A 24,387-nucleotide genomic window follows, 5' to 3' on the forward strand; every position below is an offset into this window, starting at 1 on the left:
GATCACAGCTCCTTATTTCACAGTTTCTACTTCATACATCGCTTTTAAAGACTTCGTTTCTAGTGCTTGTCCCCAAGCTTCCGTATATGTGCTACGAGCTGTTTGGAAACGATCATTTAGCGTAGTAACCATACTTGCATCTTGTAGTATTTCTTTTATGTGATCGAAGCCTAAACGTTCTGTCCAGTAGGCAGTACGCTCTCCGTAAATACCAGTTTCACGATAATATTGCATGTAAGCTGTAGCGATGCGAAGGACATCGTCTTCAGTAGGGACGATCATTACAAAATCAGCCTCGCGTACTTCCGTACCACCATTTCCACCGATATACAGTTGGAATCCATTTTCAACACACACAACGCCGAAATCTTTCGTAAGTACTTCCGCACAGTTACGTGGACAACCTGTTACACCCATTTTCATTTTATGAGGTGTATCTACCATTTCTAATGACTGTTCAAGGAACATACCAAGTCCTAAAGAATCTTTCGTACCGAAACGACAGAAGCGAGAACCAACACATGATTTTACATTACGAAGCGATTTTGAGTACGCATATCCAGAAGTCATATTTAAGTCAGCCCATACGTTAGGTAAATCTTGTTTCTTAACACCATATAAGCCGATTCGGCTCGCACCTGTAATTTTCACAAGAGGAACGTCATATTTTTTTGCGACTTCAGCAATTTTCATTAAATCATCTGCGGTTGTAACGCCTCCGTACATACGTGGAATAACAGAGAATGTACCATCATGCTGGATGTTACCATTCATTCTTTCATTAACGTAACGGGATGATTTATCATCTACATATTCTTCCGGAATCGCCATACGTAAATAGTAATTTAAAGCAGGACGACATTTCGAACAGCCGTCTTCATGTGCAAAACCGAGTACATTTCGTACTTCTTTTGGCGATTTTAAACCTTTCTCGTGAATGGCGGCGACGACTTCGTCACGTGATAAAGTTGTACATCCGCACATACCAGCAGACTGCGCAGAAGCATCAAAAGCATCTCCGAGTGTATGAGCTAGAACTTGTTCCACAAGCGGACGACATTTACCACAAGACCCTGCGGCTTTCGTGCATCCTTTAACTTCTTCAAAAGTAGTTAACTCTTGTTCTAAAATGGCATGAACGATTGTACCTTTCGTAACGCCATTACATCCACAAATTGTGTCATCCGCACTCATTGTAGCAACGTCAAGTTCACTTTCTTCACCAGCTTTGTGAAGAAGGGAAGCGGCTGTATATTCTTGTATATCTTCTTCTTTCTTTAACATGCTAAAGAGGCGTGTACCATCAGTTGCATCACCATATAAAACGATACCGACGACTTTATTGTCACGAATTAATACTTTTTTATAGGAACGTTTACATTCATCAAAGATTGAAATTGCTTTCGTTTGATCATCTTCATAAATTTGACCAGCAGAGAATAAATCACAACCTGCAACTTTTAACTGTGTACCGACGATGCTGCCCGTATATCCATTAGTTTGTAAATTCGTTATATGTTTTGCTAATATTGCGCCTTGTTCATAAAGAGGGGCAACAAGTCCATATGCGATACCGTCATGTTCTGCACATTCTCCAACTGCATAAATGGATTCATCATTTGTTAGCATATAGTCATTGACTACAATGCCGCGATTTACAAGTAAACTAGCATCTTTTGCTATTTGAGTATTTGGGCGTATTCCGACAGCCATTACGATTAAATTACAATCTACAACTTCACCATCTTCAAATTGAATGCCCTCAACATGGTCTGTACCAAGAATCTTTACAGTTTTCTTTTCCATTAGAAACTTCATGCCTTGCGCTTCTAAATCTTCACGCAATAGGGAAGCTGCTTTCGTATCTAGTTGTTGCTCCATTAAGCTAGGCATTAAATGAACAACATGTACGTCCATTCCTAAGTCAATAAGACCTCTTGCGGCTTCTAAACCGAGTAATCCACCACCAATGACAACGGCCTTTTTCTTTTCTTTAGCGGTATCCATCATAAATTGTGTATCTTCAATTGTTCGAAATCCTGTTACACCAGGAAGGGTGGAACCTTCAACTGGTAAAATAAAAGCACTAGAACCTGTTGCGATAATGAGTTTGTCGTATGTAAGAGTACGATTCTTTTCTGTAATAATGATTTTTTCTTCTCGGTTAATACTTTGAACTCTCTCGTTTGTATATAAAGTTATTTCGTTTTCTTCGTACCAACTATATTTATTCATAATGATATCTTGCATATTTGTTTTGCCTTGTAGAACATGAGAGAGCATAATGCGATTGTAGTTTGGATGTGGTTCATCTCCAAAAATAGTAATCTCATATGAATCACTATCATGTTTTAATATTTCTTCCATACAGCGTATGCCAGCCATACCATTCCCGATCATAACTAAACGTTTTTTCATATTCATTTCCCTTTCTATGTGAAAAGTTGAACAAAGAATTATATTTCCATTATAGAAAATTAAAAAAGGGGGAGATGTGATATTTATCACATTTTTATAATGATTCACAAATTGTTAAAATTCGGATTTATGTGAAGGGAGAAGCGAAAGGGAATATGGTTATATGGGTAGAGGGGAAGTGTAAATATTTTTTACACAATGAAAAAGCAGGACAGGAGCATTTATACTCATGTCCTGCACTTTATTTATGCTCTTGAAATTGCACGCGGAAATAAAATATTATTTTCTAAATGAATATGCTCAAATAAATCAGATTCAATGGCTTCAAGGCGCTGGTAAACAAGGCGATAAGTGCCGCAAGCTCCTTCTGGTGGAGTAAAGTCATTTGTCACCTTACGAAGTTCTTTAATAATATTGCCAGCGTGGTTATGTTCATTTTCGAGCGCATCTACTACTTTACGTAACTTTGCATAGTTTTCATCAGTTGGATTTTGTTCGAATTCTAAAATTAATGGGAAATCTTCCGTTTCTTCTTTAATTAAATGTTGTTCTAATTCCATTTTAAGTTCATGAAATAGTTTATGAATTTGAGCTAAATGAGGCTGACTTACCCCATGAACGCGTAATACTTTCGTCACATATGGACTTAACTGTGGCAACTCTTCATTTAAATAGCGATGATGCTTATTTACAACATAATCAATCAATTCTTGATAAGAAGCATTTTTCCAATCAATTTCAGATTCGTTTAATAGTTTTGTTTTATGATAAAGCGTATTTAACTCTGTAATTACCTCTGTTGCCGATAAATTTCTTTCATTAATTGCATCAATAAGTGGTCTACTACCACCACAACAAAAATCTATTCTATATGATTTAAAAAGATCACTAGCTTTCGGAAATTGTGTAACAATCTTACCGATAATTGAAGTTTCAGTAAATGTATGTTTCATATGAATGCCTCCATAAAGTTTAAATGTAATATCTAAATTAAGAATAGCGTTAAATTAAAATCAATGTGGTGATTTAAATCACTTATTATGTGTCATTTTTGAGAATAATAAAATGAGTTTTATAAAAGGGAGAGGGAGGGTAATTCGTCGCAATAGTTTCTGATAATAAAAAAAGAAGCTTACTAGAAGCTTCTTTTTTACTACTATTTTTCACATGCAACTCCATCGCCATCACGATCAAGTTTAGAGCTATAACCTGGTTGATCTCTATATAATGGAGCTTTTCCAGCGTTTTTAACTTCAGTACAATTTTTGTAAGTTACATTACTATTGTTACTTGCAGCTGGTTGTGTTTGAGCTTGCTGTACTTTTTGCTGATCCTCTTGTTGTTTGCGAGCTTGTTCATCAGCCTGGCGTTTTTGCTCTTCTTGTTGTTTGCGAGCTTGTTCATCAGCCTGGCGTTTTTGCTCTTCTTGTTGTTTACGAGCTTGTTCATCAGCCTGGCGTTTTTGCTCTTCTTGTTGTTTACGAGCCTGTTCATCAGCTAGACGTTTTTGCTCTTCTTGTTGTTTACGAGCTTGTTCATCAGCTAGACGCTTTTCATCTTCTTGCTTAAGAGCTTGCTCTTCGGCTTGGCGTTTTTCATCTTCTTGTTGTTTACGAGTTTTTTCGTCCGCTTCTTTCTTTTCTACTTCCTTTTTCTTTTTGTCATCTTTTTTCTCTTCACTATTAGAAGCGACTTGTTTATTCGTTACTGTCGTTTTTTCAGAAGAAGGACTTGAAATACCTGATAGCGCAACAAAAATGACAAATAAAACAGCTGTAATTATAAATTGCTTTTTTGCTACACCGGTTTTCTTAATTACAGATAAGATTGCTAGAACAAGGAAAAATATAAATAGAATGAAACTTAAAGTAGAAAAAAATTCTACGACTGGGTGTTCAGATTTTGTTGAGCCAGTCATTATTAATATAATTGAAATCATAAAAAGAATAACAGTAGGACGACCATATTGTTTTGCTTTTCCATTTTTCTTAAAGAATGAAATGATACATAAGATTAAAAGAATAAAAGCTATAAAAAATAAAGCTACACCAATATTACTCAAAACTGCCATTTTCATACCTCCATTTGTAAGATTTTCTCTATTGATTATATAGGGACTTATTGGATATTACACGTTTTATATTAATTTAGAAAATTAATATTTTTAATAGATGTATAAACGTTTATTTCGTATATAAGGAAAAATAAATATATTTACTATTACATTTTAAAAGAGATTTCATAGATTATAGTATATCGATTGAAAGGAGGAGATTTGAATGGAATTTCAATTATTAGTGAATTGCGTGTTACAAGAAGGGAATGCTTACTTTTTAGTAACAAAAGTAGACGATGTTATTACGTTGAAAGTGCCAATTACAGCAGGAGTAGCAGGTGTATTCTTAGCTTTAGGTGTACCAAGATGTTCTTAATTTAGCTTTTGATAGTAAAAGGATGAGGGACAAGCCTTCCCCTTTTACTATTACATAATTTTTTTATGTAAACTAAATAAGACTTTTTAAGTTTTTTAATATTATTTTTGCCATAGCACGTTTAAAACGGACATGCATATACTATAATGTTTCATTGGCCTTTGATGATGAACGATAGTTTTAAAAAGTGTATCGAAAGTAGAATTGATATTCTTTTCAATAATGAAAATAGAAGAGGTGCTAGTATATATGAAAAGACGAACGTATGATATTCCAGTCGTATTACGAAGAGAATGGTTTTTAATAGAATTAGCGCATTTAACAAAAAAATATGGGATTGAAATAGCAACTAGTAAAATAGAAGATGCACCATTTCTAAGAGATCAAGTTACAGAATTCAAAATAGGAGCGGGTTTGCAATACGATAAATATGATGATGAGTACATCATCGAGTTTTAAACAAAGAAGCTGCGTATAAAAGGTTATTAAAGAGACCTTTTATACGCAGTTTTTTTTGTAAAGAGAAAGCTTTATTGAGAAATATTCAAAACGCTTATTGTAAAAAGGAATGAAGAAATGTTGAGAGAATAACGTTTGATAAGAAAGGAATGCGGCTATTAATTTCTTATTATATTGTAACGTAAAAGTAATTGATTAAATGGAATTTAAAACAATTGGTGTTCAACGGAATGGCAGCGTTTTCTTTCAGGAGAAAAAGGGGGATGTTAATGGGAATTATGAAAAGGAGTATCGCATTATTTATTGTACTTTGTTTTATGAGTCCGCTGGTTTTTAGTGCAAATGTACACGCGGAGGTTGTAACAGAGCTTAAGACTGGCTTTCCAGATCAAGAAGTATTTACTCCTGGAGAATGGTTTTTAGGTCAGAAACCTGCTAATTATGATGAGAATAAAACACCAATTCTCTTTGTACAAGGAAGAAATGGTAATGCGGATAGTTGGTATGGAAAGACAGTATATCATGAGATGAATGATATGTACGATTATGCTTTGAAAGCAGGCTATCAAACTGTATTTATTCAATTATATGATGCCGCGGGCAAAGGATCAGCTAGCCAATGGGACAATGGAAAATTGTTAGCACAAAAGCTTGAAGAGATTTATAATCATTTTGGCAAAAAAGTAAATATTGTAGCTCACAGTAAAGGTGGTATTGATACACAAGCTGCGTTAGTTGGATATGGAGCGAATCGATTTGTTGGAAATGTTATTACTCTTGCCACTCCGCATTACGGATCCAATTTAGCGGATTTATCATATAGTTGGTGGGCAGGATGGCTTGCCTCTATATTAGGTCAAAAAGATGATGGGACATATTCATTGCAAATAGGTGAAATGGCAAAGTTTCGTTCTACAATAGATAATAATCCTGCAGCTAAATTAAACCGTTACTATACGGCTACTGGGACAAGCTGGGGACCTGTTTTTTCAGCACTATCTATGGGCGGGTTGTATTTGTCATCATACGGTTCTAATGATGGATTGGTGAACGAATGGAGTGCTAAGTTACCATATGGAACACATTTATTTACAGATTCACGATTTGATCATGATAATATACGAAAAGGTTCAGCCGTTTTCGCACGAATTGAACCATATTTACGGACAGTAAATGTGCCAGTACCAGCTTTATTAGCCCCGAGTAATAGTTCAGAGGATAAGGTAGAACAATTAAACACAACTTCTAATCAAGCTATTTTAGGAGGAGAGTTGTCACAAAATGAGTGGGTAGGACAAACTGTCGCAGTTGATAAAAAAGCAGAAGGGGTAGTTTCTATTTTAACAGCTTCTTCAGATGTAGAAATACAACTAATATCTCCAAAAGGAAAAGTTTATACAAATAAAGATAGTGCTGTATCTACTGGTGAAGGTGAATCTCTCTTTAAAGGAGCCACTATAAGAACATTTAAATTTGATAAAATGGAAGCAGGAGAATGGCAAGTTAAAATGATGGCGAAGCAGCCGAAAGATGCATATTTAATCGTGACCGATTACAAAAAAGATGCTCCGTTCGTCCTTCAAATGCCGGCAAAGGTTAAAGTAAATAAAGCAGAGTATAAACTCAAAAAATCACCTGTAGCTCCAGAAATGAAAGGCGATCTTTCAGTAACAGTACGAGTAATTAATAAAGATGGAAAATTAGTTTCTGAATCAAATGAATCGAAAAACATTAATACAACTACATTTACAGGTGCTTTGAAAAATATAGAACAGCCAGGTGTATATAACGTTACAATTGATATGAAAGGAATGAATAAGGAAGGACGACCTTATAATCGTACGATAGTTAAATCGGTTTATGTGGAGAAGTAGGAAAGAATGAATCGGTTTTAATAAAAAAAGTGCCGAATTCTTGTGGCAGAAGGATTTCGGCACTTTTTCATGTTTATTAGATGAATAGAAAAGTGAAATGGGAGTTTATGTTCTATAAGAGGACGATAGGAATCAAAAAAACGTTATGCAATAAAAAAAGATACTAAATTAGTATCTGAATGTGAGGGAATAGTATTAACTTAGTTTTGTAACTGTTAATTCAACTGAATTTATACCATTATCACAAGTTACAATACTTTGATGATTGAAACCACTATTATTTCTAAGTTGAAGAGTTGAATTAGCAGGCACCGTAACAATAGTTTCGCCAACTAGTTGAAGGCATTCGTTATTTGATGAAGTATTCATTTGAAAAGCGAAATCACCTTGACTATTAGCAAGTGGATTATTATTTAAAAATATAGTTATGACTGGAATATGGGGAAATACAGGATTTAACGTAGTGTTAATACTTGAAATGAAAGAAATTCTATAATCACCAGCTTTACTAAATTGTATAGTAGTCGGATTTAATAAGGAAACTCCTCCTGCGAAAGGGCCAACGTGATTAAACGGAAAAGAACCGCCAAAAGGAACAGTTATAAACTCAGTTTGCCAAAAAGTGCCGTAAGCAGGCTTAGATGATTTATGTGAATGGTCGCATGAACATTTTTTATACGAACTGGAAGATTGATGGCACGAACATTTTTTATATGAACTAGAAGAAGAGTGGCATGAAGATCTTTTATATGAACTTGAAGAATGATAGTATGAACCCAATATATTACCTCCTATTATTAATAAATGTATAACACATAGTAGTTTATGAAATCGAAAAGCAATTGGCGTGTATACTTGTCCATATATAAGGTAATAGATTTGGGATAAAAAGCTGGCATAATATAAAGTGCTCTAATGAGGAAATATAGTTTTCAAAAAAATGGAGTTAGAATATTCTATGTAATGAATTTTGGAGAAGAAAAAGGATGAATATTTAGCAGATAACTCTATCCAAGGTTTTAAAATGTTGAAGTATTTAAACTTTAAGATAGTATATCGCCAAAGTAAAGAAGAGAAGTATTTAAAGGACAGCATTTTAGTGAAACAGAGAAATGGATAAAGCGATGATTAAGTTTTTAACTTAGTCGTCGCTTTTTATTTATGTAGTTGTGCAGGAAGAAGGCAAAAAATATCGAATGAATGTAATTATACAGAATTGTTTGTATTTATTTCGAATAGTAGTTAAAGATACGTTAGTTATATTTCAAACAGTAAGAAAAGAGAGATTAAATAATAGAGGGAGCAACTTACATGGAAAATATATTAAAGGTATCCTCAAAATCAAGTCCGAATTCAGTGGCAGGTGCAATAGCGGGCGTACTAAGAGCAAGTGGAAAAGTAGAAATCCAAGTGATTGGAGCTGGTTCTTTAAATCAAGCGATTAAAGCAATTGCGATTGCAAGAGGTTTTGTAGCTCCAAGTGGCATTGACTTGGTTCTTGTTCCAGCTTTTCAAGAGGTTACTATCGATAATCAAGAAAGAACAGCAATCAAATTAATTGTAGGTCCTAGAAGGAGAAGGTCTTAATAGCGAGCATTAATATAAGGGGATTTGAAAAGGTCAATAGACTCCAAAAAGTTAGACACGTCATTTCATTTGACAGTTCCTTGGGCGTGGATACAGTATTGTACCGGATTTATGACTTTTAATTCCTCTTTATATTTAGCGGGTTTTTCTAGAAACTTAAAAATGCCAAATCCTTTGTGACATAAGGGATTTGGCATTTTTGAGGTTTTTATGTTTTTTAAAATCAACAATTCTAAAACTGCTCATTCTTCTCCCAAGATTCAACGAGATAGTATGGAAAACCTTATTATATCAGGGTTTCTAAGTGGTGATTTTCCTGGATGCTCACATTTTGCTCACATTAAATATTTTCATTTTTTATCAGGTGTTTTCATTAGATTTTATTATACTCTCGAAGTTTTCTGCTGCTTGTTGCTGCATGTTCTGTGTGATGTGACTATACTTGTCTAAAGTCATTTGAATAGAGGAATGCCCTAAGCGATCTTGTACGATTTTAGGGTGTTCTCCAGCCTGAAGCATGAGTGTAGCGTGAGTATGTCGTAAGTCGTGTATACGAATTCGAGGAACACCAGCTTTTTTATAGTGATCATTCAAAAAGCGATGAGGAGCATCTATATGTAAGGGTGAATGTATCGTATTGCCGGTGAAAATAAAGGCTTCTTCATTCAAGTGTATACCCCAGCGGAAAAATTCTTTCTTTTTATAAGAGTAGTAGGATTGTAACTTCCCTATAACAAAAGAAGAGATACTAATGCTTCTATTTGAAGATTTAGTTTTTGTAGCAGCTTTAAATAGTCCTTTTTCTGTTTTTACAAGTGATTTATTAACCAGGATACGTTTATTATCAAAGTCAATATCTTTCCATGTTAGTGCAAGTAATTCTCCACGTCTCATACCTGTATAGATTGCAAGTAAGAAGAACATATGGTACTTAATATTTTTTTCTTTTAGATACTGGAGGAATCGATTACATTCTTCGCTCGACCATGTTTTCATCTCACCTTGCTCTTCACGTGGTTTTTTTACTTTATTCATTATATTATCATGTATGATTTCCCATTCTACAGCATGTTTGAAAATGCATCTTAGGCAGCGATGGATATTGCTGATTGTACCATTTGATAGTCCTTTTTCCTTAAGTTCAGCATAGTAGCTTTGAAATTTGGAATCAGACTGTTATTTAATAGTATAGAAATGGTAGGCGAATAAGGAAATGAAAGGGCTACAGTCAAGTTAATCGAGGAAATGAAAGAAATTCGATAATCCCCAGCTTGTGTGATATTAATTGTGGTTGGATTTAACAGAGAAATTCCCCCCACCATAGGGTCAGCCTGATTAAAAGAAAAAGGGGATTCGAAAGGGACTGTAATGATTTCCGTTTGCCAAAAAGTTCCGTAAGCTACTGATAGTGATCCAGTGGGTCCAGTTGGTCCAGTCGGTAGTGTGAATGGTGGAACGGGTGGTAAAGTAGGTCCAACTAAATTAGGGTTTATTGAAGTAGAAGATAAAAACTCGTCCATTATATTTTCACCTCTGGAAAGTTCAGTTCTTATTACTAATAGTAAATGTAGGGGTAGAACAAAATGAAATGGACAAGCGCTTGTATTTTATAAATTAAACAAAATAGTTATTGTATAGATAAAAATAAACAGAACCCGCTAGTTATAGCGGGTTCTGTGTACAAGGAATACAAGGAATACAAGGTAACTGGTCCAGAGAAACCTGTGTATTCCATGGATTGGTAATAATGTATTCAAAGTAATAAAAAAGAGCGCTGATTGAGAGCACTCTTTATGCCTAATCATAATGAAAATGACGAGCGCGCATTATATAGAAAGGTAGTATTTATAGTATGTAAAAGTATGAAATTGGTGAATGGGTTCAAATAAAATCGTTATTTTAATTAAAAGAGCAGCTAGCAAAAGCTAACTGCTTGTTAAAAAAGAATCCACTCTAGGTTATTTACTGCCAGAGTTTCAAGAAATAAATGATTAAATTAATTTAATTTTTCAATTACAATCGAAGCATTTATATTTGTTTGTGTTCCACCTGCCAAAGTCTGCAAAGTAACTGCAGCAGCGGAAGTATGATTATTAAGGGTAATAATATCACCTGCAGCTAAAGCGAGGATTGTTTGGCCGTTGTTTGGTTGAGTTCCTGCACCTGATCCATAAACTGCGCTGGTAACCGGAGCACCATTTAAAAAAAGTGTGAATTGATTAGGCTCAACTCCTGATACAGAAAAAGAAATTTTATAATCTCCTGCATTAAGAACCATTAATTGAGAAGTTCCCAGCGTATGAGTAAAACCAGATGTCATTCTACCATGTGAATTAAAAAGAATAGGTGCTTCTAAGGCAACAACTTGAGCTGATGTATTGAAAACATAAGCATAATGAGATAACCCAGATACTGTAAGTCCGGTAGGCCCAGTAGCTCCAGCAGCTCCAGCAGTTCCTGGCAATCCGGTAGGTCCGGTAGGCCCCGGAGGTCCACCAGAAGGTCCGGTTGCTCCTGTTATTCCGGTAGGTCCAGTAGGCCCCGGAGGTCCACCAGAAGGCCCGGTTGCTCCGGTTATGCCGGTAGGACCAGTAGGCCCCGGAGGTCCACCAGTTCCTGGCAATCCGGTAGGTCCAGTAGGTCCACCAGAAGGTCCAGTTGCTCCGGTTATGCCAGTAGGACCAGTAGGCCCCGGAGGTCCACCAGTTCCTGGCAATCCGGTAGGACCAGTAGGCCCTGGAGGTCCACCAGAAGGTCCAGTTACTCCGGTTATGCCGGTAGGACCAGTAGGCCCCGGAGGTCCACCAGAAGGTCCGGTTGCTCCTGTTATTCCGGTAGGTCCAGTAGGCCCCGGAGGTCCACCAGAAGGCCCGGTTGCTCCGGTAGGTCCAGTAGGTCCTGGAGGTCCACCAGAAGGCCCGGTTGCTCCAGTTATTCCGGTAGGTCCAGAAGGTCCAGTTGCTCCGGTTATGCCGGAAGGTCCAGTAGGCCCCGGAGGTCCACCAGAAGGTCCAGTTACTCCAGTTACTCCAGTTATTCCAGTTATTCCAGTTATTCCGGTAGGTCCAGTTATTCCAGTAGGCCCTATTTGAGGCAAAGGAAAGGAACATGGAAAGGGTATGTGACAATTCTTTTTAAATTTACTCATTTTTACACCTCCCTTATAAATTAACTACCAATGTATATTTATACTTTAACAACTTATGAGTAAACAGACACACGGGTGTAAGGAAAAAACCTACAATAATTACATAAAAGGTTTTAAGAGCAAGCCTTTATTTCACATTCCATACCAAAAAGAGCACTATATATAAGTGCTCTTTTCGAGAGTGAGTATAAATTCCTATCATTCTATACTAGTATATGCACTGTATTATGTAGTTGCTACTAAAGTTAATGTTAGTTTTTAAAATTAGAGGTTTCTTTTAATGAAACCTCTAAAAAGACAACTAAAGTTACGTTATAGTAAATTCAATTGCAATAGGAGTATCTCCATCTAGGACGGCTCCGCCTACAATAGTAGCAGCTGTAGTAGTCACACCAGTAATAGTATCGCCTGTTTGAATAATGCCATTAATATAATGCGTAAAAGTAGAGAACATTTAAAAGGACCCGATTAGGGGACGGGTCCTTTTAAGGAAACACTAAACCTTCATGTAATTACCAATAGATTACCATAAAAGGAAAATGATTTCCGCCAATTAGGTGTTGAGAAAGCTTTTTATAAAAATTTCATTTTGTAGTAGTTTAAAACATAAATAGAGCACTTAATAAAGTGCTCTCGTGACGAGATTATCCATTTGTAACGACTAACTTATTTTATATAAAAAGGAACACAAAATATTTTATGTGTGTCCAGTCAATTACGTGCATTTTTAAAAACAAAGAGCAGCTAGCAAAAGCTAACTGCTCCAAACAGGGATTTAACTCTAGATGTATGTATAGTATTGACGAAATATTGAGTTTTATTCAGGAGGAAGAGGAGTAGGCCATTAACATGAAGATGTGCCAATTCATATCCTGTAAGTACTAAATTAATGACGGGGTAGATTGAGAATGGATGATCCGATTAAGGAGATAGTTGGCGCTTGGTTTGTTGCAGTAGGGACAATTATTGCTGCGATTGGGAGTACACCTTTAAAAAGATTGAACAGCGAATTAAGAAAAGACTTGAACGTATGGAGGAATGTATTACAGGCAACGGGGAATGGTCTGGAGGCTGATGGACAAGGAGAAATATCCCTTGAATTGATTGGGAACGAAATCCAATCAATTGGTAATGTAACGGTTCTAACAGGACTCATTATAGAATTTGAAGATGAAACACAAAAAAAATTAGTGATTGCAGGAAATTGGATACAAGCATTAGGTGGTGTTACATCAATAGGTGGGGAAATAGAGGATAGTTCCAATATAGATGAATCGTATAACATTGTCGGGAATGTGTTACAAGCAACTGGCAATTCATTACAGGCAATAGGTGGAATAGATGAATTGAAAGCTAGTCGGGATAAAGTGGAGGGAATTTCGGAAGGCGATGAGGAGGATGGACAGCTTATAGTGATTACGGGGAGTTGGGTCCAAGCGGTCGGTTCAGTAGTTTCATTAATCGGTCAAATAAGAGAAGAAAGCCAAGAGATAGAAGAAAGTATTTCATAGAGAACTTAATAAAATAATCCTTTTGTGGGGAAAAGGAATTTATAAAATAGGTACAATTCACGTTTAGATTATTTTTGAATGTAATAGGTATCAAAAGGAGCAAAACGCTCCAAAATGAAAATGAGAGACGTTTGCATGAAAGGGATGAGGAGAATGGCAAATGCAAAGAAAAAGAAAATAAGAAGAGCTATTGCTCGTCGTGCGATAGCCGTTGATAAATATCAAGTTAACAAAGCTTGGAGAAGTATCTTTGTGCAGGCTGGTATTATCAAATAAATGAAAACAGAATACAGTCCGGCTAGAAAACTAGAGGACACCAATTCATTAAAGTAGCAGTTAAAGCTGTTTTAAGAATAGGTGTCCTTTTTATTTTGAAAAAGGAGATGGGGAAATGAAGGTGCTAAAGGATTAGTTACGTGAGTGGAAAAAGCAATCAAAACAAGCAAAGAAGAAAAATAAGAAAAAACGAAAAGAGAAATTTAGTACTTGTGAAATTGAAGAGTTAATGGGAGTTCGTGGACCACGTTATGAACGTAGACGTGGAGCGTTAAGATAAAAGTAAAAAAATACAAAGGAGTGGTTCTACATGACTAAACAATTATCTTTCTTACCAAAAATCGATAGATCAGCAACACAGGAGGAATTTAAAATAATTGGCAGAGTCGTGACCGCTTTTTGGCAGTATATGTGCCGATTGTTTTGGAATTAGCATGTTATAGTTGTATTGTGAGTAGTAGGGGAAAACATTGCTCACAAATAATATAAAAACACGTGAAAAAATATGAAATCCCCTTTTGCAATAGAATATAATATAACAAATAAAAAGTGTCACAAATGCTTGTATAACAGGCATTTGTGACACTTTTCTAGTTTTATATAATATAAAATGAACCACCTTAAAACTGCTCATTCTTCTCCCAAGATTCAACAATATAATGAGCAATCGTTGGGTTGAATCCTTTACCAACTAAGAACATAATTGCAGCAACCTCAGTTAAAGCGTGTTGATGTGATGTATGTTTTGCTTCATTTAAACCGTAATCTACCCAAGGTTTTACGAAATCTAGTACAGGTTTCTTTAAAGGTAAAAACTGTGTACCGACAACTTGTTGAATTTGTTGTTGTGTTGGTTCTGTAATAGGTCCTGGTGGTAAAATTTGTGGCTGTGTAATATCGAATGTTGGACCAGGCGGTAAAATTTGTGGTTGCGTCGGATCGATAGTTGGTGGTGCAGGTGGTGAGACACGTTGTTCGGAGTTTGGTTGATACATTGGCTGTTGTGGCTGATTTGCATATGGATTTTGCTGATATTGTTGTTCTTGGGTGCGCTGCGGTACATATGGATTTTGTTGTTCTTGAGTGTACTGAGTTGTGTATGGATTTTGCTGATATTGTTGTTCTTGAGTTGGTGATGCTGCATATGGGTTTTGAGGATATTCATAATTTGGACGTGTGTCATATGGATTTTGTTGATATTCAGCTCCTTGAGTTTGCGGTGTTGCGTATGGATTTTGTTCGTATTGTGGCTCTTGATGTTGTGTCTCTTGCTCCTCATATTGTTCGGCATATCTTTGTTCCTGATGTTGAGGGGAAAATGGTTGTTGTGGGTAAGGCGGTTGGTTATTATAGAACATTTTTATTCCTCCTTCATAATGATGCCTACCACCTAGTGTATGGGCGGACAAGAAAATATGTGATGAAAAAATGCGGGCGTGTTACAATAAGTAACTGGGTGAAGATAAAATGATAAAACAAGAAAAAATACAAAAAACAATAACTTTCGTAAAGCATATTTTAGAAAAAGATGCGAGTGGGCATGATTGGTATCATATTGAACGCGTACATAAATTGGCGATTTCTTTATCCGAGCAAGAAGGGGGAAATCGTTTTATAATTGAAATGGCAGCATTACTTCACGATGTAGCAGATGAGAAGTTAAATGAGAGTGAAGAAGCAGGAATGAAAAAAGTTTCTGATTGGTTAGAAGAGTTACGTGTTGAAGAAGATGAAAGTAAGCATGTTCTTCATATCATCGCCAATATGTCTTATAAGGGCGGTCATGGTGGCACAGTTGAGTCATTTGAAGGTAGAATTGTTCAAGATGCGGATCGTTTAGATGCTCTTGGTGCAATTGGAATAGCTCGAACGTTTGCATACGGAGGAGCGAAAGGGAGATTAATGTATGATCCAACTATCCCTCCTCGAGAAGTGATGACGAAAGATGAATATAGAAAAAATAATGATCCATCTTTAAATCATTTTTATGAAAAGCTTTTAAAACTAAAAGATTTAATGAACACGAACGCAGCAAAACAAGAGGCTGAAGTTCGTCATCGTTATATGGAACAGTTTATTGAACAATTTATGAAAGAGTGGAATGCACAAATATGAAAATGTTAACTGTGGAGAACTTATCGAAATCATACGGAGAAAAACCGTTATTTGATGGATTATCATGTAGTATTACAGAAGGACAACGTGTCGGAATTATCGGTGTAAACGGTACTGGTAAATCAACGTTATTAAAAATTATTGCAGGATTAGAAACTCCTGATACAGGTGATATGACGCATTCACGTGGATATACAATTAGTTATTTATCACAGCAACCAGAGTTTGATGAAAAACTAACAGTATTAGAGCAAGTGTTCCATGGTGATACACCTTTAATTCGTCTTCTTCGTGATTATGAACAATCGTTATTAAATATCGAAAAAGATCCAAGTAATGAAAAAGTACAGGAACAATTATTTGCAGTGCAGCAACGTATGGATGCGATGAGTGCATGGGAAGCAAATGCGAATGCAAAATCGTTATTAACGAAATTAGGAATTACTGATTTTACAGCAACTGTTGGAAACCTATCTGGTGGACAAAAAAAGCGTATTGCAATGGCGCAATGTTTTATTGAAACACCTGATTTATTAATTTTGGATGAGCCTACGAACCACCTTGACCATGAGACAGTTGAATGGTTAGAAGAATATTTAGCAAGATATACAGGTGCGGTATTACTTGTAACCCATGATCGTTATTTCTTAGATCGTGTGACAAACCGTATTTTTGAATTAGATAACGGTAAACTGTATAGCTACGAAGGAAACTACAGTACATTTTTAGAAGCGAAAGCACTTCGTGAAGAGCAGGAATCGGCACAAGAATCAAAACGCCAAAATTTATATCGTCGTGAACTTGCTTGGATTCGCCGTGGTGCAAAAGCCCGTTCTACGAAACAAAAGGCGCGTATTCAGCGTTTTGATGAGCTGAAGGGACAAGAAGGACCAGCAGCGAAGCAATCAGTTGATATTGCACTAAGTGGAAGTCGTTTAGGAAAGAAAGTACTTGAATTAAAAGATGTAACGAAAAAATTTGGTGATAAAACAGTATTACATAACTTTAATCATATTGTGAAGCCTGGTGATCGTATCGGAATCATCGGAGCAAATGGAAGCGGAAAATCATCACTATTAAATATGCTTGCAGGAAAATTCTCTCCTGATAGTGGTGAAATTGAAGTAGGACAAACTGTAAAAGTTGCCTATTATACGCAAGAAAATGAAGAGATGAATTTAAACCAGCGTATGATTGAATACATTAAAGAAATTGCGGAAGTTATTCATACGACAGATGGAAAAGTAATTGGCGCATCTCAAATGTTAGAACGTTTCTTATTCCTACCGCATTCACATGGAACAACGCTTGGTAAACTATCTGGTGGCGAAAGAAGACGGTTATATTTATTGCGTATTTTAATGGGAGAACCAAACGTACTATTACTTGATGAGCCTACGAATGATTTAGACACACAAACATTAACAGTGCTAGAAGATTATTTAGAAGATTTCCCAGGTGTCGTTTTAACTGTATCGCATGACCGTTACTTCTTAGATAAAGTAGTAGATGAATTGTTCATCTTTACTGGCGAAGGCGAAGTGCGTGAATTCCTAGGTAGTTATACAGAGTATTTAGAAATGGAAAAAACGAGAGAACTCATTGAGAAAGCAGAAGTTCAAAAGGAGAAAAAAGTAGTAGAAGAGGCTCCGAAACAACAACGTAAACGTAAACTTTCTTACAATGAGCAGCGTGAATGGGAAACAATTGAAGATACAATTGCACAACTAGAAGAGAAACTTGAATCAATTGGAGAAGAACTTACGAATGTTGGATCTGACTTCACAAAGGCCCAAGAATTATCTGAAGCAGGGCAGAAGATAGAAGAAGAGCTAGAAAAAACGATGGAACGATGGAGTGAACTATCCGACATCGTTGAAGGATTAAAATAAAAACAAGCTGCATATATTGAAAAGTAAAGAGAAAAACTTTACACTATTGGTAGAACCTATTTTAGGAGGGAAAAAATGAGAACATCTAATCCAATGTTGAAAAAAGAGGCATTCCGTAAAGAGGGAGCAAATACTTCTGCGATGACTATTGGCGGAACAGTAGGCAAAACGTTTATTATGCTTATCTTGCTGCTTGCAACGTCTGTCTATTCATACATACAGATGTCAAATGGTACGATGAAAATGCCAGTATTAATTGGTGCTTTAGTTATTGCGGCAATCGTTGCGTTTGCATCTATCTTCTTCCCGCGCATATCACCAATTGGTGCACCGATTTATGCGGCAGTAGAAGGGGTAGTGTTAGGAAGTATTTCAGCAGTTTATGCAATGAAATTTCAGGATTCTATCGTTTTAAACGCTGTATTACTAACAATCTCAATTCTATTTGCGATGTTAGTTTTATATGCAACACGCGTAGTGAAGGTAACTGATAAATTCCGCACAGGTGTTATGGCAGCAACAATGGGAATTATGGTTATGTATTTAATCGTATTCTTACTAAACATGTTCGGTGTTTCTGTTCCATATATTCACCAAGGTGGGACAATTGGTATGATCATTAGTGCAGTTATTATTGTAGTTGCTGCATTAAATTTATTACTAGATTTCGATTTAATCGAAAATGGTGCACGTAGCCAAGCTCCAAAATATATGGAGTGGTACAGTGCAATGGGTCTAATGATGACGCTAGTATGGTTATACTTAGAAATTCTTCGTTTCGTTTCTTACTTTACGAAAAATGACTAATAAAAAATCCTGCATGAAATGTGCAGGTTTTTTTATTTTTAAAGATAAATTGAAAATATGGATGTTGGCGACTTAAATTGAAGGGGGATGGAATATGATGAAAGAGAAAAAAGGGATTATGAAAAAACTATTTTCTAAAAGTTTTTTCATAGAACTAGATGACGCTTTAACATATCCATCAGCAGAAGTTATTCGTTCAGCTATTGAAAGCTATGCGACTAAATGTAATGAACAATTAAAAATTGAGAGTAAAGTTAAACCGATTACTTTCTACTTAGAAAATGTAATGTACCGCGCTGAAATAAAGATGGCCCGCGGAGGATATTACATATCTTGCAGTAAAGTATAATGTTTTTGGAAACCTTACATGTTTAAACTATGTAGGGTTTCTTTTTTAGTTTTGTAAGATATAAAGTAATACTTTTTATTTACAAACATGCCGTTTTGTACTTTTTACCCTTCCAACATTTTTCTTTACAATGAAGAAAAATATGTGAGGTGGTATAACTTATGATGAATCGAGTTGTATTAATCGGTAGATTGACAAAGGAGCCAGAATTATACTACACAAAACAAGGTGTCGCTTATGCACGAATATGTGTTGCGGTGAATAGAGGTTTTCGAAATAGTTTAGGTGAGCAACAAGTAGATTTTATTAATTGTGTTGTATGGAGAAGGTCGGCTGAAAATGTAACAGAATATTGTACGAAAGGCTCACTTGTTGGGATTACAGGGCGTATTCATACGAGTAATTACGATGATGAACAAGGAAAGAGAGTATATAGAACTGAAGTTCTGATTGAGAATATTACATTTTTAGAGAGAAGGCGGGAGAGTGCATCGCAAAAATATTAGAATTTTAATGATAGTTTCGGATTAATTAGGTGGAAAGAGAAAGTATGATGATGGGAAGAAATCAATAAAATTAAGCATCCGAGTAGGAGTATAAAGGGGTAACATGTTACAATACAGCTAAGAACACGCAATAAAGGAGAGTTTTTTACGTGAAGATTAAAGCAATTGAACCGACGCCAAGTCCAAATACAATGAAAGTTATTTTGAATGAAGTATTACCATCAGGAGCGCGTAATAATTATACAAATGAAAATAAAGAACAAGCACCAGTGCAAGTGCAAGAAATTTTGAAGATTGAAGGCATTAAAGGTGTGTATCATGTTGCAGACTTTTTAGCAGTAGAGCGAAATGCGAAGTATGACTGGAAAGTTTTATTACAACAAGTTCGTGCTGTTTTCGGTGAAGAAATAGTGGAAGAAAGCGAAGAACAACAACTTTCTCATTTTGGAGAAGTGAAAGTGTTTGTTCAAATGTTCTTTACAATTCCGATGCAAGTGAAGTTAACAGATGGAACCTCAGAAGAGCGTGTTGGTTTACCTGATCGTTTTAAAGAATCAATTATGAAAGTGCAAATGTCTGCACCTAACGTTGTGAAAGAGCGTAAGTGGGTAGAGCAAAGTACACGTTACGGTAATTTTGAAGAAATCGGGAAAGAAGTAGTAGAAGAAATTATTGCTGCTTATTCAGAAGAACGTGTAAATGAAACGGTTAAAGAATTATTAGATCAAGCAGGTGCTGTTGAAGTAACGATTCAAAAGCGTGAGCCATATAAAGTAACAGAAGAGATGATGAAAGATTCTGACTGGAAAAACCGTTTTGCAGCTTTAGAACAAATGGATCCAACGGAAGAAGATATGATGGTATTGAAAATGGCATTAGATGATGAGAAAGTATCTATCCGCCGTTTAGCAACAGCTTATTTAGGTATGGTAAAAGGTGAAGGAGTATTGCCGTTATTATATAAAGCGTTATTAGATCGTTCAGTAAGCGTTCGTCGTACAGCAGGAGATTGCTTATCAGACGTAGGTGATCCAGCAGCGATGTTCGTTATGATTAAATCTTTGAAAGATTCAAGTAAATTAGTACGCTGGCGTGCAGCAATGTTCTTATTTGAACTTGGTGATGAAAGTGCAATTCCGGCACTAAAAGCAGCAGAAGATGATCCGGAGTTTGAAGTGGCGATGCAAGCACGTTTAGCTTTAGAACGTATTGAAGGCGGCGAAGAAGCAAAAGGATCAGTATGGAAGCAAATGACGGAGTCTCGTAAAGGGGAATAGTTTATGATTGTTTTCTATGATAGTTGGTGCCCGATGTGTACGGCGGTTGCAGAACGTACGAAAAGATTAGATAAAAAGGGTAAGATGAAATTTGTTTCATTTCGAGATGAAGATGTAGTTGAGAAGTATGAACTTTCTCAAGAATTACAAAGTAAGATGGAACAAAGATTGTATATTTTAAAAAATAATAAGTGGTATGACGGAATTCATAGCATTAACGTATTAGCAAAGGCCGTTCCATCTTATTGGTTTGCAGTACCTTTTATAAAACTATCTATCGTACTTGGATTTGGAAGTAAAGTATACGATTATATTGCCAACAATAGAAAACTTGTCCCAGTTGGACACTGTCGTGAAGGGGTTTGTGAAATCCCTACAAAAAAATGAAATCATCGTTATCTTTCTTTTGCACCTATTAATAGAGCGTGATATGATAAATTTGGAATGAAAGTTGAAGGAGAGATACAAGATGTCAAATGCATATGAAGAATACATGCGTCAAATGGTAATTCCAATGCGCCAAGAGTTAGTGCGTTCTGGATTTGAAGAGTTAACTACAGAAGAAGCTGTAACAGAATTTATGGAGAATGCATCAGGTACAACTTTAGTAGTTGTAAACTCTGTTTGTGGTTGTGCAGCTGGTTTAGCACGTCCATCAGCAGGTCAAGCGGTTGTACGTGCTGAAAAACAACCTGATCATCTTGTAACTGTATTTGCAGGTCAAGATAAAGATGCTACTGTAAAAATGCGTGAATACTTCGGAGAAATTCCTCCATCTTCACCATCTATGGCATTACTAAAAGGAAAAGAAGTTGTTCACTTCATTCACCGTCATGAAATTGAAGGCGCAACAATGGACGAAATTATTACAAACTTAGAACAAGCTTTCGAAAAGAATTGCTAAAGTAGGGGGAGAGTGAATCTCCCTCTTTTCTTTATATAGAGGTGAAAAAATGATAGTAACAACAGCAGGAAGAACAAATAAAGAAATGAAAGATTATGCAAACAAGGTAGCAGCAGAATTAAATCTTTCTTTCGTTAAACGTAATGACATACCAGTACATAAACTGCATGAGCAGTATGAACAAGATGTACTTGTCGTAGGGAAAAATCGATTAGCCATTTATCCAAAAGGTACGGAAGAGTCGTTTTTCTTTCATCCAAACTCAGCGATGTTTCGTGTGAAAAGGTTAATGCGCGGAGAGCACGATCCGTTTGTACAAGCTGCTAAATTAGAGAGCGGAATGACAGTATTAGATTGTACGCTCGGTATGGCATCAGATAGTATTGTAGCTAGTTATATTGTTGGTGAAAGCGGAAAAGTAACGGGACTTGAAGGCAATGAATATATGGCTTATATTATGGGAAATGGTTTAAAAACATGGTCTTCATCTGTTTCTGAAATTGATGAGGCAATGCAACGAATCGATGTGAAGCAAACGGAGCATTACTCATTTTTAAAACAATGTGAAGATAATAGTTATGATGTCGTTTACCTTGATCCAATGTTCGAAGAAACTGTCATAGAATCAGATGGAATTAAAGGATTAAAACACTTCGCTTTGTATCATGATATTACTGACGAAACAATTGCGGAAGCGAAGCGTGTGGCGAGAAAGCGTGTCGTTCTGAAAGATCATTTCCGTAGTTCTAGATTTGAAAAACATAATTTTCACGTATACAAAAGAAAAAGTGCTAAGTTTCACTTTGGTGTAATTGATCCTTGCTAATTGTTTGAAAAGATGTATAATAAGCAATAATTAATTAAATATACTGTCTGTGATGAAGAGAGTAGTCTTTTTCAGAAGGAAAGCGAGCTAGGGATGGTGTGAGCCTAGTGCAGAAGAAAAAGATGAAGCGCACTTCGGAGATGCTTCTTGAACGAATAGTAGAGTAAGCCGAGGCCCCCTGTCCTCGTTATAAACGGGAAAGTGGTTCGAAATGAACAACAAGGGTGGTACCACGGGTTAAAACTCGTCTCTTTTTTAGAGACGAGTTTTTTGTGTTTTAAAAAATAAGGAGGTTATAGTATGAATTATAAAACGCAGTTTGCGAAAAGTTTATCGAATATTTTTACGAATGAATTAACACAAAATCAAATTTTAGATTTAATCGAAACACCAAAACAAGATGAATTCGGAGATGCAGCGTTCCCATGCTTTTCACTAGCGAAGCAATATAAAAAATCACCAGCTATTATAGCGAAGGAATTGGCGGAGAAATTAAATGATCCGTTCTTTACGAAAGTAGAGGCTGTTGGTCCTTATGTAAATGTATTTTTTAATCGTGAAACAGTAAGTGATGAAGTATTAAAAATAATTTTAGCGGAGAAAGAAGAGTACGGTCAAAATCACTTTGGATGTGAAAAAACGGTAGTTATCGATTATTCCTCTCCTAATATCGCGAAACCTTTTTCAATGGGGCATTTACGTTCTACAATGATTGGTAATTCGCTGAAACATATCGCCGAAAAATGTGGGTATGAAGTTGTCGGAATCAATTATATTGGCGATTGGGGCACGCAGTTTGGAAAGTTAATTACCGCATATAAAAAATGGGGAAATGAAGAGTTAGTTAAAGAGGATCCGATACGTGAGTTATTTAAGTTATATGTTCAGTTTCATGAAGAAGCAAAAGAGAACAAAGAACTAGAAGAAGAAGGACGATCATGGTTTAAAAAACTAGAAGAAGGAAATGAAGAAGCAGTCGAACTTTGGAATTGGTTCCGTTATGAGTCTTTAAAAGAATTTTCTCGTATTTATGAACTTCTCGGTGTGGAATTTACAAACTTTCAAGGAGAAGCTTTCTATAACGATAAAATGGAAGACTTTATTGGGATTTTAGAAGAGCACGATTTACTTGAAGAATCAGAAGGCGCATTAGTCGTTAATTTAGAAAAAGAAGGTATGCCGCCATGCTTAATTAGAAAATCAGATGGTGCAACTATTTACGCAACACGTGATTTAACGGCGGCTTTATATCGCCAAAACACATATGGATTTGATAAAGCACTTTATGTAGTTGGACCAGAACAAAGTTTACATTTTAATCAATTTTTCACTGTATTAAAAAAGCTAGGCTATACTTGGGTTGATGGAATGGAACATGTACCGTTCGGGTTCATATTAAAAGATGGTAAGAAAATGTCGACACGTAAGGGCAGAATTATTTTATTAGAAGAAGTGTTAGAAGAAGCTGTTGCGCTTGCGGAACAAAATATTGAAGAGAAAAATCCGAATTTAAAACAAAAAGAAGACGTGGCAAAACAAGTCGGTGTTGGAGCGGTTATCTTCCACGATTTAAAAAATGAGCGTATGCATAATATCGAATTCTCATTAGAAAATATGTTGAAATTTGAAGGAGAAACAGGACCATATGTACAGTACACACATGCGCGTGCTTGTTCAATTTTAAGAAAAGAAAGTGTAGAATTTGAAACTTGTACGTTTGCATTAAAAGATGATTATAGCTGGAGTGTCGTAAAATTACTTAATAAATTCCCGCAAGTAATTGAAGCGGCCTTCAACAAAAATGAGCCATCTACTATTTCAAAATACGTATTAGATGTAGCACAAGCGTTCAATAAATATTATGGAAATGTTCGTATATTAGAAGAGAACGAAGAGAAAGAGAGTAGACTCGCATTAGCTTACGCTGTGACGGTTGTATTAAAAGAGGGATTACGTTTACTTGGGGTAGGGGCACCTGAGGAGATGTAAATATGAAAAGAATTATT

The 24,387-nt window shown here is 36.0% G+C and carries 22 protein-coding genes, 3 pseudogenes and 1 other annotated feature; of the genes and pseudogenes, 16 read left to right on the forward strand and 9 right to left on the reverse strand.

Annotated elements, in window-relative coordinates; all coding sequences use genetic code 11:
* Positions 1–12 precede the first annotated feature (12 nt).
* From nirB to LCF45_RS10610, 3 genes are all read right to left on the reverse strand, one after another.
* Complete coding sequence (nirB, locus tag LCF45_RS10600) at positions 13–2,418, reverse strand: NADPH-nitrite reductase large subunit (protein ID WP_263894794.1); 2,406 nt, start codon at positions 2,416–2,418, stop codon at positions 13–15.
* Between the two features lie 245 nt (positions 2,419–2,663).
* On the reverse strand, positions 2,664–3,371 hold the full coding sequence (gene ric / locus LCF45_RS10605; protein ID WP_059038059.1) for an iron-sulfur cluster repair di-iron protein: 708 nt from the start codon (positions 3,369–3,371) through the stop codon (positions 2,664–2,666).
* A gap of 203 nt (positions 3,372–3,574) precedes the next feature.
* Positions 3,575–4,489 (reverse strand): excalibur calcium-binding domain-containing protein, encoded by a 915-nt coding sequence (locus LCF45_RS10610; RefSeq protein WP_088291381.1) that lies wholly within the window; start codon positions 4,487–4,489, stop codon positions 3,575–3,577.
* A 208-nt stretch (positions 4,490–4,697) separates the two neighbouring features.
* Between LCF45_RS10610 and exsG the strand changes: the two genes are divergently transcribed.
* The 3 genes from exsG (at position 4,698) to LCF45_RS10625 (ending at position 7,183) form a co-directional block, all read left to right on the forward strand.
* Positions 4,698–4,850 carry an exosporium protein ExsG gene (gene exsG, locus LCF45_RS10615; protein WP_263894795.1) on the forward strand — a complete coding sequence of 51 codons (153 nt, stop codon included), beginning with the start codon at positions 4,698–4,700 and terminating at the stop codon, positions 4,848–4,850.
* A 249-nt stretch (positions 4,851–5,099) separates the two neighbouring features.
* Entirely contained in the window at positions 5,100–5,309 is a 210-nt protein-coding gene (locus tag LCF45_RS10620) for a hypothetical protein (protein ID WP_002085943.1), read from the forward strand.
* 263 nt (positions 5,310–5,572) lie between these two features.
* Positions 5,573–7,183 (forward strand): lipase family alpha/beta hydrolase, encoded by a 1,611-nt coding sequence (locus LCF45_RS10625; RefSeq protein WP_412838326.1) that lies wholly within the window; start codon positions 5,573–5,575, stop codon positions 7,181–7,183.
* Positions 7,184–7,378: 195 nt separating this feature from the next.
* Here LCF45_RS10625 and LCF45_RS10630 read toward each other — a convergent pair whose 3' ends face one another.
* Complete coding sequence (locus tag LCF45_RS10630; protein ID WP_002165905.1) at positions 7,379–7,963, reverse strand: hypothetical protein; 585 nt, start codon at positions 7,961–7,963, stop codon at positions 7,379–7,381.
* A gap of 531 nt (positions 7,964–8,494) precedes the next feature.
* On the opposite strand from LCF45_RS10630, the gene LCF45_RS10635 reads away from it, so the two are divergent.
* Entirely contained in the window at positions 8,495–8,770 is a 276-nt protein-coding gene (locus LCF45_RS10635) for a stage V sporulation protein S (RefSeq protein ID WP_002035358.1), read from the forward strand.
* Between the two features lie 360 nt (positions 8,771–9,130).
* On the opposite strand, the pseudogene LCF45_RS10640 reads toward LCF45_RS10635, so the two are convergent.
* From LCF45_RS10640 to LCF45_RS10655, 4 genes and pseudogenes are all read right to left on the reverse strand, one after another.
* Positions 9,131–9,928, reverse strand: a pseudogene (locus LCF45_RS10640) (tyrosine-type recombinase/integrase); the annotation flags it as partial.
* Positions 9,919–10,290 (reverse strand): annotated as a pseudogene (locus tag LCF45_RS10645) (exosporium leader peptide-containing protein); the annotation flags it as partial. The pseudogenes LCF45_RS10640 and LCF45_RS10645, both read right to left, overlap by 10 nt.
* 476 nt (positions 10,291–10,766) lie before the next feature.
* Entirely contained in the window at positions 10,767–11,918 is a 1,152-nt protein-coding gene (locus LCF45_RS10650; protein ID WP_263894797.1) for a BclA C-terminal domain-containing protein, read from the reverse strand.
* A gap of 307 nt (positions 11,919–12,225) precedes the next feature.
* Positions 12,226–12,357 (reverse strand): annotated as a pseudogene (locus tag LCF45_RS10655) (DUF4183 domain-containing protein); the annotation flags it as partial.
* Between the two features lie 469 nt (positions 12,358–12,826).
* On the opposite strand from LCF45_RS10655, the gene LCF45_RS10660 reads away from it, so the two are divergent.
* Positions 12,827–13,429 carry a DUF6944 family repetitive protein gene (locus tag LCF45_RS10660; RefSeq protein ID WP_050000690.1) on the forward strand — a complete coding sequence of 201 codons (603 nt, stop codon included), beginning with the start codon at positions 12,827–12,829 and terminating at the stop codon, positions 13,427–13,429.
* 153 nt (positions 13,430–13,582) lie between these two features.
* Complete coding sequence (locus tag LCF45_RS10665) at positions 13,583–13,705, forward strand: DUF3983 domain-containing protein (RefSeq protein ID WP_087944756.1); 123 nt, start codon at positions 13,583–13,585, stop codon at positions 13,703–13,705.
* Between the two features lie 620 nt (positions 13,706–14,325).
* On the opposite strand, the gene LCF45_RS10670 is transcribed toward LCF45_RS10665, so the two are convergent.
* Positions 14,326–15,063, reverse strand: coding sequence for a hypothetical protein (locus LCF45_RS10670; RefSeq protein WP_059038030.1), 738 nt, complete (start codon positions 15,061–15,063; stop codon positions 14,326–14,328).
* 109 nt (positions 15,064–15,172) lie between these two features.
* On the opposite strand from LCF45_RS10670, the gene LCF45_RS10675 reads away from it, so the two are divergent.
* From LCF45_RS10675 to argS, 10 genes are all read left to right on the forward strand, one after another.
* Positions 15,173–15,820 carry an HD domain-containing protein gene (locus LCF45_RS10675; protein ID WP_263894798.1) on the forward strand — a complete coding sequence of 216 codons (648 nt, stop codon included), beginning with the start codon at positions 15,173–15,175 and terminating at the stop codon, positions 15,818–15,820.
* The gene (locus tag LCF45_RS10680; protein WP_002127139.1) at positions 15,817–17,712 is read left to right on the forward strand and encodes an ABC-F family ATP-binding cassette domain-containing protein; all 1,896 of its coding nucleotides are present in this window, start codon (positions 15,817–15,819) and stop codon (positions 17,710–17,712) included. Before LCF45_RS10675 ends, LCF45_RS10680 begins: the two co-directional genes overlap by 4 nt.
* A 75-nt stretch (positions 17,713–17,787) precedes the next feature.
* Positions 17,788–18,519: a Bax inhibitor-1/YccA family protein gene (locus tag LCF45_RS10685; protein WP_016126856.1), complete on the forward strand. Its 732-nt coding sequence runs from the start codon at positions 17,788–17,790 to the stop codon at positions 18,517–18,519.
* Positions 18,520–18,613: 94 nt separating this feature from the next.
* Positions 18,614–18,868: a DUF4318 domain-containing protein gene (locus LCF45_RS10690; RefSeq protein ID WP_002127142.1), complete on the forward strand. Its 255-nt coding sequence runs from the start codon at positions 18,614–18,616 to the stop codon at positions 18,866–18,868.
* Between the two features lie 161 nt (positions 18,869–19,029).
* Positions 19,030–19,374 carry a single-stranded DNA-binding protein gene (locus tag LCF45_RS10695; RefSeq protein ID WP_016120134.1) on the forward strand — a complete coding sequence of 115 codons (345 nt, stop codon included), beginning with the start codon at positions 19,030–19,032 and terminating at the stop codon, positions 19,372–19,374.
* Positions 19,375–19,523: 149 nt separating this feature from the next.
* Positions 19,524–20,651 (forward strand): conserved virulence factor C family protein, encoded by a 1,128-nt coding sequence (locus tag LCF45_RS10700; protein WP_002012566.1) that lies wholly within the window; start codon positions 19,524–19,526, stop codon positions 20,649–20,651.
* A 3-nt stretch (positions 20,652–20,654) separates the two neighbouring features.
* Entirely contained in the window at positions 20,655–21,038 is a 384-nt protein-coding gene (locus LCF45_RS10705) for a thiol-disulfide oxidoreductase DCC family protein (protein WP_002085930.1), read from the forward strand.
* 82 nt (positions 21,039–21,120) lie between these two features.
* The gene (locus tag LCF45_RS10710) at positions 21,121–21,555 is read left to right on the forward strand and encodes a BrxA/BrxB family bacilliredoxin (protein WP_002012568.1); all 435 of its coding nucleotides are present in this window, start codon (positions 21,121–21,123) and stop codon (positions 21,553–21,555) included.
* A gap of 49 nt (positions 21,556–21,604) precedes the next feature.
* Complete coding sequence (locus LCF45_RS10715) at positions 21,605–22,381, forward strand: class I SAM-dependent methyltransferase (protein ID WP_002127165.1); 777 nt, start codon at positions 21,605–21,607, stop codon at positions 22,379–22,381.
* 40 nt (positions 22,382–22,421) lie between these two features.
* Positions 22,422–22,636, forward strand: a binding site (T-box leader).
* Positions 22,637–22,681: 45 nt separating this feature from the next.
* Complete coding sequence (gene argS / locus LCF45_RS10720) at positions 22,682–24,370, forward strand: arginine--tRNA ligase (RefSeq protein ID WP_003188971.1); 1,689 nt, start codon at positions 22,682–22,684, stop codon at positions 24,368–24,370.
* The last annotated feature ends 17 nt before the right edge of the window (positions 24,371–24,387 follow it).

This window comes from Bacillus sp. 41-22, assembly GCF_025809295.1.
Classification (GTDB): Bacteria; Bacillota; Bacilli; order Bacillales; family Bacillaceae_G; genus Bacillus_A; species Bacillus_A mycoides.

Excerpts from the sequence above, each read along its gene's own strand:
- nirB (WP_263894794.1), bottom strand. The coding sequence starts at position 2,418 with ATGAAAAAACGTTTAGTTATGATCGGGAATGGTATGGCTGGCATACGC.
- ric (WP_059038059.1), bottom strand. The coding sequence starts at position 3,371 with ATGAAACATACATTTACTGAAACTTCAATTATCGGTAAGATTGTTACA.
- LCF45_RS10610 (WP_088291381.1), bottom strand. The coding sequence starts at position 4,489 with ATGGCAGTTTTGAGTAATATTGGTGTAGCTTTATTTTTTATAGCTTTT.
- exsG (WP_263894795.1), top strand. The coding sequence starts at position 4,698 with ATGGAATTTCAATTATTAGTGAATTGCGTGTTACAAGAAGGGAATGCT.
- LCF45_RS10620 (WP_002085943.1), top strand. The coding sequence starts at position 5,100 with ATGAAAAGACGAACGTATGATATTCCAGTCGTATTACGAAGAGAATGG.
- LCF45_RS10625 (WP_412838326.1), top strand. The coding sequence starts at position 5,573 with ATGTTAATGGGAATTATGAAAAGGAGTATCGCATTATTTATTGTACTT.
- LCF45_RS10635 (WP_002035358.1), top strand. The coding sequence starts at position 8,495 with ATGGAAAATATATTAAAGGTATCCTCAAAATCAAGTCCGAATTCAGTG.
- LCF45_RS10650 (WP_263894797.1), bottom strand. The coding sequence starts at position 11,918 with ATGAGTAAATTTAAAAAGAATTGTCACATACCCTTTCCATGTTCCTTT.
- LCF45_RS10660 (WP_050000690.1), top strand. The coding sequence starts at position 12,827 with ATGGATGATCCGATTAAGGAGATAGTTGGCGCTTGGTTTGTTGCAGTA.
- LCF45_RS10665 (WP_087944756.1), top strand. The coding sequence starts at position 13,583 with ATGGCAAATGCAAAGAAAAAGAAAATAAGAAGAGCTATTGCTCGTCGT.
- LCF45_RS10670 (WP_059038030.1), bottom strand. The coding sequence starts at position 15,063 with ATGTTCTATAATAACCAACCGCCTTACCCACAACAACCATTTTCCCCT.
- LCF45_RS10675 (WP_263894798.1), top strand. The coding sequence starts at position 15,173 with ATGATAAAACAAGAAAAAATACAAAAAACAATAACTTTCGTAAAGCAT.
- LCF45_RS10680 (WP_002127139.1), top strand. The coding sequence starts at position 15,817 with ATGAAAATGTTAACTGTGGAGAACTTATCGAAATCATACGGAGAAAAA.
- LCF45_RS10685 (WP_016126856.1), top strand. The coding sequence starts at position 17,788 with ATGAGAACATCTAATCCAATGTTGAAAAAAGAGGCATTCCGTAAAGAG.
- LCF45_RS10690 (WP_002127142.1), top strand. The coding sequence starts at position 18,614 with ATGATGAAAGAGAAAAAAGGGATTATGAAAAAACTATTTTCTAAAAGT.
- LCF45_RS10695 (WP_016120134.1), top strand. The coding sequence starts at position 19,030 with ATGATGAATCGAGTTGTATTAATCGGTAGATTGACAAAGGAGCCAGAA.
- LCF45_RS10705 (WP_002085930.1), top strand. The coding sequence starts at position 20,655 with ATGATTGTTTTCTATGATAGTTGGTGCCCGATGTGTACGGCGGTTGCA.
- LCF45_RS10710 (WP_002012568.1), top strand. The coding sequence starts at position 21,121 with ATGTCAAATGCATATGAAGAATACATGCGTCAAATGGTAATTCCAATG.
- LCF45_RS10715 (WP_002127165.1), top strand. The coding sequence starts at position 21,605 with ATGATAGTAACAACAGCAGGAAGAACAAATAAAGAAATGAAAGATTAT.
- argS (WP_003188971.1), top strand. The coding sequence starts at position 22,682 with ATGAATTATAAAACGCAGTTTGCGAAAAGTTTATCGAATATTTTTACG.